At 74.1% G+C, this 11,821-nt stretch carries 8 protein-coding genes; 3 read left to right on the forward strand and 5 right to left on the reverse strand.

Annotated elements, in window-relative coordinates; translation table 11 throughout:
* Positions 1 to 9: 9 nt before the first annotated feature.
* Entirely contained in the window at positions 10 to 6,435 is a 6,426-nt protein-coding gene (locus ABEA43_RS23565) for a CHAT domain-containing protein (RefSeq protein ID WP_345564914.1), read from the forward strand.
* A gap of 17 nt (positions 6,436 to 6,452) precedes the next feature.
* Here ABEA43_RS23565 and ABEA43_RS23570 read toward each other — a convergent pair whose 3' ends face one another.
* On the reverse strand, positions 6,453 to 6,707 hold the full coding sequence (locus ABEA43_RS23570; protein ID WP_345564916.1) for a hypothetical protein: 255 nt from the start codon (positions 6,705 to 6,707) through the stop codon (positions 6,453 to 6,455).
* Positions 6,708 to 6,925: 218 nt separating this feature from the next.
* On the reverse strand, positions 6,926 to 7,381 hold the full coding sequence (locus ABEA43_RS23575; RefSeq protein WP_345564918.1) for a hypothetical protein: 456 nt from the start codon (positions 7,379 to 7,381) through the stop codon (positions 6,926 to 6,928).
* Between the two features lie 135 nt (positions 7,382 to 7,516).
* On the opposite strand from ABEA43_RS23575, the gene ABEA43_RS23580 reads away from it, so the two are divergent.
* Positions 7,517 to 8,032 (forward strand): DEAD/DEAH box helicase family protein, encoded by a 516-nt coding sequence (locus ABEA43_RS23580; RefSeq protein ID WP_345564920.1) that lies wholly within the window; start codon positions 7,517 to 7,519, stop codon positions 8,030 to 8,032.
* A gap of 7 nt (positions 8,033 to 8,039) precedes the next feature.
* On the opposite strand, the gene ABEA43_RS23585 is transcribed toward ABEA43_RS23580, so the two are convergent.
* Positions 8,040 to 8,588: a GNAT family N-acetyltransferase gene (locus tag ABEA43_RS23585; protein WP_345564922.1), complete on the reverse strand. Its 549-nt coding sequence runs from the start codon at positions 8,586 to 8,588 to the stop codon at positions 8,040 to 8,042.
* Between the two features lie 43 nt (positions 8,589 to 8,631).
* Complete coding sequence (locus tag ABEA43_RS23590; RefSeq protein WP_345564924.1) at positions 8,632 to 9,339, reverse strand: sirohydrochlorin chelatase; 708 nt, start codon at positions 9,337 to 9,339, stop codon at positions 8,632 to 8,634.
* A 256-nt stretch (positions 9,340 to 9,595) separates the two neighbouring features.
* Between ABEA43_RS23590 and ABEA43_RS23595 the strand changes: the two genes are divergently transcribed.
* A complete protein-coding gene (locus tag ABEA43_RS23595) occupies positions 9,596 to 10,882 on the forward strand; it encodes an MFS transporter (RefSeq protein ID WP_345564925.1) in 1,287 nt (428 codons plus the stop codon).
* Here the strand turns inward: ABEA43_RS23595 and ABEA43_RS23600 are convergent.
* Positions 10,879 to 11,811 (reverse strand): SPFH domain-containing protein, encoded by a 933-nt coding sequence (locus ABEA43_RS23600; RefSeq protein WP_345564927.1) that lies wholly within the window; start codon positions 11,809 to 11,811, stop codon positions 10,879 to 10,881. The two genes, ABEA43_RS23595 and ABEA43_RS23600, sit on opposite strands and share 4 nt — an antisense overlap.
* Between the last annotated feature and the right edge of the window lie 10 nt (positions 11,812 to 11,821).

Below are 11,821 nucleotides of genomic sequence, written 5' to 3' on the forward strand. Positions count from 1 at the left end.
CCTGTGCCTGTGACCGATCCGGCCGAGGCGCTGGCCGCGCGCATCGAGCGGTTCGAGCAGGCCGCGGATCCCGGGCTGATCTGGGACGCCGCGGCGCTGGTCGAAGCCGAGCAGGCGATGCGAGCATGCGCGGGCGACCAGTCGGACGCCGCGACCTGGCGGCTGATCGGCATCCTGCACCTGGCCCGCTACCGGCTCGATCCGCGGACGACGCGGGACGCCTCCGTGGCCGGCATCTTCTTCGCCGCCGTGGCGGTGCTCGACCCGGGCCGCCTGCCGGAGAAGCTGCGCGGCTCGGGCCGCCTGCCCGACGACGCGGCCGACACGTGGGCGGGGCTGATCGAGGAGGCGTTCCGGCACGTGGACCCGGCCGCGTACCGGCATCTGGGGCTGCTGATCCACGCTCTGGTGCGGCGCGCGATGGCGCGGCCCACGCAGGAGGTGTCCGAGCGGCTGGGGCAGCTCCTGCTGGAGGAGTCCATGCGCGCGGCCGACCCCGTGTGGGCGCCCGGCGCGCTGGAGCTGCTGGGCGCCGGGCTGGTACGCCTCCACGCCCGCACCGGGGAGCGGGAGGTCATCGACGACGCGGTGCACGTGCTGTTGCGGGCGGCGCTGTCCGGGCCCGCCATCGATGGGCCCGCTCTCGATGGGCCCACTCTTGATGGGTCCGCTCTCGATGGGCCCGCTCTCGATGGGCCCGCTCTCGATGGGCACGGTGAGCTGGCGGCGGCGCTCGCCCTCGCGGCGCCCGGCGACCCCGAGCTGGTCAGGGCCTACCTGGCGGCGGCGGAGAGCGCGCCGGGCACCCAGGACAGGTCGCAGGCGCTGCTGGCGCTGGCCGATCTCACCCAGGCGCGGGCGGCGGCGTCGTGCCTGGACGGGGATCTGCTGGCGTTCATCAGGGTGGGGCAGTGCGCCCTGGACTTCTGGCACGAGCAGTGGGCCCATCCCGGGGTGCTCGCGCCGTACGCGGCCGGGCTGATCGAGTGGTTCGTGGTCACCGGCGACGAGCGCTCGCTCGAAGCCGGGACGGAGATGCTGCAGGCGCTGCGCGTCACGCCCGACGAGACGGCGCGCGGGCTCGGCACCGATCCGCTCGTCCGGCTCGTGCTGCTGGGCGACCGGCGCCGGCGGCGCTACGGCGTGAGCGGCGACCTCGCCGACCTGGACGCCGCCGTCGAGGTCATCCGCGAGGCGGCCGGGCTGGCCCCGCGAGGACATCCCGAGCGCGCCACGCTGCTGGCCGACCTGGCGAACGCGCTGCTGCGCAGGGCCGTCGTGACCGGCGGCGATCCCGCAGCGCCGATCGCGGCCGCGCGCGCCGCCCTGGCCGCCTGCGGCGAGCGGGACCCGGCCAGGTCCACGGCCCTGCTGCTGCTCGGCCAGGCGCTCAAGCTGCACCTGTCCAGGGAGAACGCCGATGAGGCCGTCGCCGTGCTGCGTGCGGCCCTGGCGGAGGATGAGCGGCCGGCCGTCCGCGCGGAGGCGTACGGGCTGGTGTCGGAGGTGCTGCGGTGGCGCGCCGCGCACACCGAAGGGGAGCGGCGGGCGGAGGACCTGGACGACGCCGTACGGTCCGCGCGGCAGGGCGTCGAGCTGGCCATGAAGTCCGCGAGCGACCAGGCGCCGGCCCAGCGGACGCTGTCCAGGGCCCTGCTGGCGCGCTTCTCGGACCAGGGCGCCGCCCGCGATCTCGGTGAGGCGCTGACGCTGGCCAGGGACGGTGACGCCGGCCTGCTGTCCGAGGTCGGCGCTGTGCTCGACGATCCGGCCGCGCTGCCGATGGACGAGCAGCTCGCCGAGGCCGCGACCGAGCTGGCGCTGCTGTCGCCGGACGAGGACGTGGCGCTCAAGCTGCTGCGCTTCGCCGGCGGCCGGGCCGGGAGCGCCGAGGAGCGGGGCGAGCGGCTGCTCGGCGTGGCGCTGCGGCTGGGCGAGCTGGGCCGCTTCCGCACCGCGGGCAGCGTGCTGGGGTGGGCGACGGAGGCGTTCGAGGCGGCGGGGCTGCGGTCGCGGGCGGCGTACGCGCTGTCCAGGGAAGGGGACGGCCTCGAGGAGCTCGGGGAGCCGGAACGGGCGCTGGCCGCGTACAGGCGGGCGGCGGACGGCTATCGGGAGCTCGGCGAGCCGGCCGCCGAGGCGCGCCAGCTCGGCGCCATGGGCCGCATCCACCTGCGCGCCGGCGACTCCGGCCGGGCCGTCGAGCACCACCTGCGGGCCGCCGCCCTTTGCGAGCGCGCGGGGCTGGCCGCGGAGGAGGCGGCGCACCAAGGGCACGCGGCCGAGGCGTACCTGGTGGCGGGCGACCCCGACGGCGCCGTGGCGTGCGCGGGCCGGGCCCGCGACCTGCATCTCGGGCTCGGTGAGACCGAGGCGGCCGCGCTCGCCCTCGTCCACGCCGCCAGGGCCGCCGTCGACCAGGGCGACCTCGTCGCGGCCGGCGAGCGCATGGCGGCCTGCGCCATCGAGCTGGAGGCGGCGGGGGCGTGGGAGGAGGCGTGCGGTGCGCTCGACGCGCAGGCCGTCCTGCTGGCCGGCCGCGGCCACCTCGCCCAGGCCGCCGCCTGCGAGACCCGCCTGGTGGAGATCGTCCGGCGCAGGGGGCAGCGGCGCGAGCCCGCCGACGAGTGGTACCGCATCGCGCGCCGCCGCCGCGCCCACGGCGACGCCAGGGGCGCCAGGAACGCCTTCGAGCTGGCCGGACGCGACTACGACGCCATCGGGCACCACGACGGGGCCGGCTCGGTCCGCTACCACCTGGGCGTGCTCTCCTACGGGGAGGGGGCGGCCGGGCGGGCGGCGGAGGAGTTCGGGGCGGCGGGGGAGACGTTCGGGAGGTTGCGGGCGCAGGCCAAGGAGGCGGTGGCGCTGACCATGCGCGCGTCCTGCCTGGCGTTGCTGGACCGGTTCGACGAGGCCGTGGGCGACCTCGACCGCGCGCTTGAGCTGGCCGCCGCGGACGGCGACCTCGACGCCCTGCTCGCCGCCACGCTGGGCCGGGCGCGGCTGGACGTGGAGCTGGGGGAGCTCCAGGAGGCGGGGGAGCGGCTCCGCTCGGCGCTCGGGCTGGCTTCGGGGGATCCGCTCAAGGAGGCCGTCGTACGCGACCGGCTGGCGTGGCTGGCCGGGCGCACCGGGGATCCGGGGGCGCGGGTGGCGGCGCTTGAGCTGGCCGTGGCCGGGTTCCTCGACGGCGGGGAGGCGCGGCTGTCCGCCCTCGCCTCGATCGAGCTCGGCTTCGCGCTGGAGGAACGCGCCCAGTTCCGCCGTGCCAGGGCCGCGCTCGAGGACGGGCTCACCGCCCTCTCGCGGGTCGCGGACGAGGCGTCGGAGGCGCCGTTCGAGCTGATGGTGGCGGCGGGCGGCGGGCGGGACCCGGCGGTGCTGTCCCGGCTGGCCGCCATCCAGATCACGCTCGGGGACCTGACCCGCGGCCGGGCCAGCCTGGCGGAGGCGCTCACCGTCCTGCGGGCCGGGGGTTTCCGTGGCGAGGCGGTGGAACGGCTGGCGGGCTGGCTGCGCATCGAGGAGGCGGAGGCGGCGGGCGATCTCGAACGGGTGCGCGCGCTCGCGGACGAGGCCCTCGCGCGGCTCCTCATCAGGGATGCCTCCGATCGGTCGTACCTCCTGGCCAAGCTGTCGGCCTGCTGCCGCGACCTGGGCGATCTGGCCGCCGCCTACGAGCACGCCGCCGCCGGGTACGAGCTCGGAGACGGGCGGGCGGTCGAGCACCTGCGCAACCTCGGCCTCGCAGCCAGGGGGCTCGGCCGGTCCGACGAGGCCGTCGGGCACCTCGCCAAGGCCGTGGAGCTGGCCCGGGCGACGGACTCGGCGCTGCCCGCCCAGCTCGTCCGCGCCCTCGACGCGCTCGGCCAGGCCCTGGCGGACCAGGTGCGGTGGGGGGAGGCGGGGCGGGCGTACGAGGAAGGGCTGGCGCTGGCCGCGGCGCCCCTCTGGCGCGCGCTCCGCGCCCCGCTCCTCGCCCACCGGGCGGCGCTGCACCTGACGGCCGGTGAGCTGGACGAGGCCTTGGGGCGTTACCAGGAGGCCATCTCGATCGGGGAGGAGCTGCGCTCGCACGGCCTCCCCGGCCTCCCGGAGGGGGAGGAACTGGGCGGGCGGGGCGGGCTCGCGACCGACTACGCCGACCTGAGCCTGGTCCACGCGTTGCGCGGGGAGGTGGGGGAGGCGCGGCTGTACGCGGGGCGGGCGCTGGACCTCGACCGCGCCGACGGGCGCGGGCGGGCGACGGCGCTCGACCTGATCACCCTGGCACGCCTGGAGCACCCCGCCCTGGCACCCACCCTCCCCGGGCCCCCTGAGCCGCCCGCACCCGAGCCGGTTGGTCCGGGGGCGGCCCTGGTACGGGTCGTCCGCCCAGGGCCGTCAGCGCTGGGGGACGTGCGGCCAGAGACGTCTGCGCCGGACATCGTGCGGCCGGGAACGCCTGCGCCGACGGACGTGCGGCCAGGGATGTCTGCGCCGGACATCGTGCGGCCAGGGGCATCTGCGCCGACGGATGTGCGGTCAGCGGCGTCTGTGCCGGACGTCGTGCGTTCGGCGGAGACGGTCCCGGCGGCCGTCCGGCTGGCGGAGGCGCTGGCCGTGGCCAGAGCGACCGGTTTCGGGGCGGGAGAGGCGCTCGCATTGAGCGGCCTCGGCGCGCTCGACGTCACCAACGCCTCGTACGCCCGCGCCCACCGGCGGCTGTCGGCAGCCATCGACCTGCTGGAACAGCTCGGTCACGAGCCGGAGCTGGCCTTCGCCCGCCACCAGCGATCCATCGCCGCAGAGGCGCTCGGGGACCTCCAGGGAGCGCTCGCCGACGTGGAGCGCGCCTGCGAGCTCGGCCACGAGGCCGCCCGCGACGCCACGATCAGACTCGCCGTACGCCTCGGACACGGGATGACGGCCTGGACCCACGCCGAACACGCCAAGGCGTCCGCCCTCACCACCCACCTCAGCACCGCCCCCACCACCCACCTCAGCACCGCCCCCACCACCCACCTCAGCGCTGCCCAAAGCGCCGACCTCCGCCCCGACACCGACAGCCCTGCTCAGGGCCTCACTCTCGGGTTCGGCGGTCGGCGGTGGCCCGCGCCGAGCGGGGTGCCCGGCGAGCTGCTGGCGGCCGGGCAGCGCGGGCTCGACACCGTGCGAGCGCTCATGTCAGCCGTACACCGCACCCGCGACCCGATCCAGGCCGCGACGCTCATCCAGCGCGCCCACACCGCAGAAGCCGGCCTGGACGCGCTCTGGCGCCGCATCGAGCCTCTGGCTCCCGACTACGTCGCCCTGCGCCGCGCCATCCCGCCCAGCAGGACGGAACTAGACGCCCTCGTCACTCCGCACAGCAGGACGGAACTGGATGCGACGCCGCCCGACCCGGCGGATGGCGGGGCGGCGGCCATCGGGTTGCTCGGGTTCCATGTCGGCGAGGAGGCCGTGACCGTGCTGGCCCATCGCACCGGGTGGGTGGAGCCGCGCGCCTTCCCCACGGCCGTCACCCGCGACCTGCTGGCCGACTTCCACCGCACCACCGACGGCCGGCGACCGGGACTGCTGGACATCGAAGCCCGCCGCCACCGTGCCGCCCTGTGGCGCCGCCTGGCCGACCTGCTGCTCACGGACGCCCTCCGAGCCCTCGGCGACGACCTCGGCCTGCTGCACCTTCTCCCCCATGCCGGCCTGCACAGGATCCCGCTGCACGCCCTCGCCCCGGACGGCCGCTCGCTCATCGAGCGCTACCCCGTCGCCTACGCGCCCTCCGCCACCGTCCTCACCCGCCTGCGCCACCGCGACCCGTCAGAAGGAACAGGCTCGCTGGTGCTCGCCTTCACCCCCGAACGCCCCGAACGCCCCGAACAATCCCAACGCCCTGGCGACCAGCCGGCCACGGAGGAGTCTGAGACGGCCGTCACCCTGGAGACCGCGGCGGACGACATAGCCACGATCCTCGGCACCCGGGCCCGCACAGGCCGGGCCGCCACCGCGGCCCTCCTGCCCGGCGCCTGGGACGTGGTGCACCTGTCGTGCCACGGCGTGTTCGACCCGAGCGACCCGTTCAGCTCAGGCATCAGGCTCGCCGACGGCCTCGTCACCGCCAGGCAGCTCATGAGCATGAGCCTGAGCGCCAGGCTCATCGTCCTCGGCGAACACGAACCCGCCCCGCCGGACCCCGCACAGGGAGGGGACGACATCGCCGCACTCGGTCAGGCGCTCCTGCACGCGGGGGCCGGATCGGTCCTGCTCACGCTCTGGCCCGTCGCCGCCGAGATCACCCGTGCGCTCATGCGCGAGCTCCACACCAGGCTCCGCGACGGCACAGGCCCGGCGCAGGCGCTGCGGGAGGCCGTACTCGGGCTGCGTGACCTGTACGGCCCCGCCGAGCCCGAGCTATGGGCCCCGTACGTGCTGATCGGGCTACCGGGCTGAGGGCAGGAAGCGGACGCTCAGGCGCCGCCCAGCCACGTGGAGTCCGGCAGGAGCGTGGCCGCGACCAGGTAACCGAAGAACCCGACGGCCAGGCCCACCGCGTACCCCCCGAAAACCTCGGGTGCGGCCAGCGCCGTCACCGCGCCGCCGCCCACCGCGGCCAGGACCGCGGCGAGGTCCGTCACCCCTGCCGCGCCCTCCCTGCGGCGCAGCATTCCGTACGTGATCCAGCCGATCACGAGCCCGAAGCAGATGGCGCCGAGCACGGCCATCCGGGAACCCCCTCGTTGTCAGGCCGCCGCCACTTCGCACCGGGGCGGCGGAGCGTCGGCGCCAAAGGTTTGCCCGCCGGAAGGATCATCGTTCACCATCGCACGTGCCACACCCGCCTGGCTAGAGGCAGGGCCACCCGGCGACGCGCACGCCAGCGCGCCGGCCGGAGCCGCGGCCGTGAGACGGGCGTGCAGCTCGCGGCCGGGCGGACGCGTGGCTAGAGATACGACCTTGTCGCGCTCACCAGGTCGGCCGCCGCGTCACGGGTGTCGATGGGGAGGGCGAAGTCGGGCGTGCGCTCGCGTACGTCCTGGTCGCGGATCGCGAACACGGCCGGCGCGACCCCCACGTCGCCGTAACGCGCGGTCAAGGCCGCACCGATGGCCTGCCGCATGTCGCCGAGGACGTCTCGCGACGTGTGGCCGGGGCCCGAGGCGGCGAGATAGCCGAGCATCCCGGCGAACCGCAGCTCCGCCTCTCCCGCCGGACGCTGCTCGGGCAGCACGGGCCGGTCCAGCCAGAACACCTTGCCCGCGAGGAACGCGCCGTAGCCGTCGCCGTCGCGGCCGAGCACGCGTGCGGTCTCGGCGAGCAACTCCCCGAACTCGGCCAGCTCCGCCTCTGGCGGCAGGTCCGTGGTGATGAACAGGGGCACGATCAGCGCGTCGAGCATGTGACTATCCCTCCGTGAGGAGCCTCATCGTAGGATGCCCCACCGACAATCCCCACGCCCGCCACTCCGTCGTCCTCCCTCGCGGCCCCCGGGCATCCGGTATGTCACTCCGCACGCGCCGGTAAGATCGCGGGAATGGCGGCCGCTCTCCTGATCACCGGCACCGTCGGCGCGGGCAAGACCTCCGTCGCCGACGCCGCAGGCGACCTGCTGGCCGGCGCGGGGATCCCGCACGCGGTCATCGACCTCGACTGGCTCCGGCGCGCCTGGCCCGCGCCCCCGGGCGATCCCTTCAACGGAGCGCTGACCATGCGCAACCTCAGCGCCGTGGCGGCCAACTTCCTGGCAGGCGGTGCGGAACGGCTCGTGCTGGCCGGCGTCATCGAGGACCGCGACGAGCGGGACCGCCACGAGCAGGCGCTCGGCGTCCCCCTCGCCGTCTGCCGGATCCACGTCGCGCTACCCGAGGTGCGCAGGCGGCTGGCGGGCCGGCACGTGCACGACCCGCAGGACCTCGGCTGGCACCTCGGCAGGGCCGCCGAGCTGGCGGGCATCCTCGACGCCGCCCAGGTCGAGGATTACACCGTGGACGGCACCCACGGCACCCCACCCCAGATCGCCGCCGGGGTCGTCGAAGGGTGGCGGACCTAGCTCAGGGCTAGCGTTCGGTCCATTCGTCATCGATCGCCGAGTGGACGATGGAGTCGCGCCACCCGCCCGGCGTGTGCACGTGATGCCGGATGCGTCCCTCCTCGACCATGCCCGCCGTCAGCATCGCGAGCTGGGCCGGCAGGTTGGCGGGGGAGCGGGCGCCCCACACGCGGTGCAGCCCGAGCTGCTTGAACCCGAACGACAGCAGCAGCCGTGCGAGATCCGTCCCGATGCCGCGCCCCCACTGGTCGGGATGCAGGCCGAAGCCGATCTCCGCGCTGTGCGGGTGGTCGGCCTCGATGTGCAGCCGGGCCACCCCGATCACGTCGCGGCGCTCGGCGTCGATGACGGCCAGTACGTACAGCAGGCGCGGCTCACGGGAGGCCGCCTCCATGGCCTGGTCGACCAGCATCGCGACCTCGTGCAGGCTGCGCGGCGCGAACGGCATGTGCTGCGTCGCCGCCGCGTCGCCGTAGATGGCGTGGAGTGCGGCCACGTCGGCCTCCGTGACGTCCCGGAGGCCGATTCGCTCGCCGTTGCACACCACGCGCCGCATGCGCAGAAGGTAACGCGAGTCCCGTGATCTTTACAAGCCCTTGTCAAGTCGCGAGTTGACTGCCGTAAGCTCGGGCGACAAGTTCTGCGACGGCACTGTGCGCGCCGAGCGGCTGGGCGTGCCCGGCCTTGATCGTCGCGGCCGCGCTCTCGACGATGCCCACCGGCGCCTCGTGGCCGATCAGGCAGGGGGCGACGGCGAGCCGTTCTGCGCCCGCCGCGCGCAGCCGCTGGGCCGCGACCGTGACCCCGGGCTCGCTGTCGAGCGAGGCGGCGACCACCGGCAGGGTGAGCCGGGAGGCCAGGAGCACCGCCGTGGCCTGAACGGCGTGCACCGCCCGCGCACCGCCCACTGTGCCGAGGATGACGGCGTCCACGGGGCTGGAGACGTTCAGCAGCCGTACCCGGTCGGCCCTGGCCAGGCCGCGCTCGGCCAGCCTGATGTGCAGGGCCTCGGCGAGCAGCGGGTGCGGGCCGAGCGCCTCGGTCGCGACGGCGCCCGAGCCGCTGGCCGCGATGGCCTTGCCGATCTCCGCCAGGACGACGGGATCGTCCCAGGTGAGAAGGGGCACCACTACGGCGTCGCGTCCTGAGGGCAGGGTGTCCGCCAGGTCGGTGACGCTGGTCAGGCGCACCTCGATCTGCGGATTGTCGACGCGCACGACGGCCGCGATCTCTTCCACCACGCCGCCGGTGCCGCCCGAGGCGGCCAGCACGAGCATGGGGGCGTCCGGCGGCAAGGACGTGGGCACGGGACGGCGGTGGCGACCGCCGCCCGGCCGGGGGGCACGTTCACGTACAGGCAGGCTCACAGGCGCGCAGTTTATGCCTATTCGGGGATGGTTGTTCTGTGAATCGATGGCGATTCCGTCACAACGGCGAGGCTGTGATCGAGATCACTTCGTGATCCCTCGATATGTTGACTTATCGGTACAAACCGGGAAACTCATGAGCAACTAGAAACGCGTTCTAGAGCGTCAGTCCCAGGACCGTCCCCGGAGGATGGGAATGAAGCCGTTCTATGTCCGCGAGCTGCACGTCTACCCGGTCGGCAGACGGCGCATCCTCCTGCTGGCGATAGCCGTACTCGCGAGCCTGGTGGCGAACTTCGAGACCACGCTCGCCACCATCCTGCCCCTCCTGATGGACGACCTCGGCATGTCGCTCACCGTCTACGGGCAGATCGCCGCGTTGTCGGTGCTGGTGGGCGGGCTCTCGGCGGGGTTCGGCGGCATCCTGTCCGACCGCTGGGGCCGGGTCACGATCCTCGTGCCCACCCTGACCGTCACCGCCGCCTGCAACTTCCTGCTGGCCTCCGTGGACAGCGTGGCCGGGCTGTTCTGGATCCGCTGCCTGATGCTGTTCATCGAGGGCGCGGGGATCACGATCACCGCCTCGCTGGTGCGGGACTTCTCGCCGCGGATGGGACGGGCGCAGGGGTTCGCGTTCTGGACGTGGGGGCCGGTCGGGGCGTCGTTCCTGGCCTCGTTCATCGCGGGGTTCACGCTGCCGCTGTTCGACAACGCGTGGCAGTCGCAGGCGATCATCATGGGCTGCGTGTCGCTGGCGATGTGCGCGGTCATCATCTGGAAGATCGCCGAGCCGTCGGGGGCGCTGCGGGCCGCGGTCCTGCAGTCCGAGCAGGCGGTGGAGGCCGTGGAGGACGCCGGGCACGGGAAGGTGCGCGAGCTGTTCAAGCATCCGCACCTGTGGGCGCACGTCCTCGGGAACACCGGCTGGCAGGTGCTCTACTGGACGTTCGCGATCTTCGGTCAGACGCTCCTGGTCAGCGCGTTCGGCCTCGACCCGGCCGCCGCCAACCGGGTCGTGGCGCTGGGCATCCTGCTCAACGCCCTGGCCGTCGTCCTCGTCGGCCGCCTGTCCGACCGGCTGCAGCTGCGCAAGCCGTTCACGGCCGCCGGCACGGTGCTGACCGCCGCGGCGCTGGCCTACTTCGTCGCCCTGATCGGGCCGGGCGTCTCCACCCTGCACGTGACCGTGGTGTACGCGCTGCTCTTCGTGTTCATGGGCATCGCGTACGTCCCCTGGATGGCGAACTTCTCCGAGAACGCCGAAGACGTCGAATCCCGGCTCCAGGGCTCCGCGCTGGGCCTCTGGGGCATGGTCGTCCGCATCATGATCGTGGGGCTGCTGATCGTCTCGCCGATGGTCGTCGAGGCGGGCGGCTGGGAGAGCTGGCTGCGGGTGGCGTTCGCCGGCCAGATCGTGTTCCTGATCTCGATGGCCGCCCACAAGGGTAAGTGGCGCAGGTCGAAGCTCAAGATCCCGGCTTAGCGGGAGGGCACGACGACCGACTGCGGGTTGCCGGGGGCGTACACGGTGATGCCCTGAGGCAGTGACTTGAGCTTGTCGATCTCGGCGCAGGCGGGGCATTTGTCGTAGCCGTCCTGCCTGGCCTTGTTCGCGTCGGCCTCCGCTCTGGCCTGGGCGACCCTCGCCTGGGCCTCGGAGACCGCCGCGGAGGCGGCCAGCGAGCCGTCCACGGCCTTCTGCACCTCGGCCGGCAGCGTCACCTTGACCAGTGTGAACCGCAGCCCCGTGAGGAAGTCCCCGCCGAGCGTCGCGGGCAGGTCGCGCGCCAGCGAGGCGTTGACCGCGTCCTGGACCTTGGCGATGGTGGCGTTGCTGTCCTGCGGCTTGAGCCCGGGGCCGGCCAGCAGCGAGCAGGAGGGCACCAGCTCGGCGCAGCGCATGGCGCCGATCTGGCCGCGCAGCGAGTTGTCGATCACCGGGCGGACCGCCTGGCCGAAGAAGGCCGACCAGCCGTCGTCGCCGTCCCACGGATAGAGCGAGCTGTCGTCCTGGGCGCGGAAGGTGCGGGTGCCGTACCTGTCGTCGAACTTCTTCAGCGCCTCGTGGTCGCGAGTGAGCGTGAAGTAGAGGGTGCCTTCGATGCCGAGGTTCACGCCGTCGCTGCTCGGCACCGTCACCACGTCCACCCCGAGGGTGGTGGCCCGCTTGGCGTCCGCGGTGATCGTGTAGAAGCGCTGCTGCGCGGGATAGAGGTGGACGGAGGACCACAGGCCGGTCCAGGTCAGGCCGGAGCCCGGGTCGATCACCTGGCGGACCTTGTTGTCGTCGAGCGGGCCGCCGTCGCGGATGACGGCCACCTCGCCGCCGCCCGTGCTCTCCAAGCCCCCCACGAGTCCGATGAGCACGGGGACGGCGATCAGCGCCGCGACGATGGCCAGGGCGATTCTCATCTGATCCCTT

The organism is Nonomuraea rosea (genome assembly GCF_039539705.1).
Classification (GTDB): domain Bacteria; phylum Actinomycetota; class Actinomycetes; order Streptosporangiales; family Streptosporangiaceae; genus Nonomuraea; species Nonomuraea rosea.

Coding starts and splice junctions, on each gene's coding strand:
- ABEA43_RS23600 (WP_345564927.1), bottom strand. CDS start 11,811: ATGAGAATCGCCCTGGCCATCGTCGCGGCGCTGATCGCCGTCCCCGTG.
- ABEA43_RS23575 (WP_345564918.1), bottom strand. CDS start 7,381: ATGCTCGACGCGCTGATCGTGCCCCTGTTCATCACCACGGACCTGCCG.
- ABEA43_RS23585 (WP_345564922.1), bottom strand. CDS start 8,588: ATGCGGCGCGTGGTGTGCAACGGCGAGCGAATCGGCCTCCGGGACGTC.
- ABEA43_RS23595 (WP_345564925.1), top strand. CDS start 9,596: ATGAAGCCGTTCTATGTCCGCGAGCTGCACGTCTACCCGGTCGGCAGA.
- ABEA43_RS23580 (WP_345564920.1), top strand. CDS start 7,517: ATGGCGGCCGCTCTCCTGATCACCGGCACCGTCGGCGCGGGCAAGACC.
- ABEA43_RS23570 (WP_345564916.1), bottom strand. CDS start 6,707: ATGGCCGTGCTCGGCGCCATCTGCTTCGGGCTCGTGATCGGCTGGATC.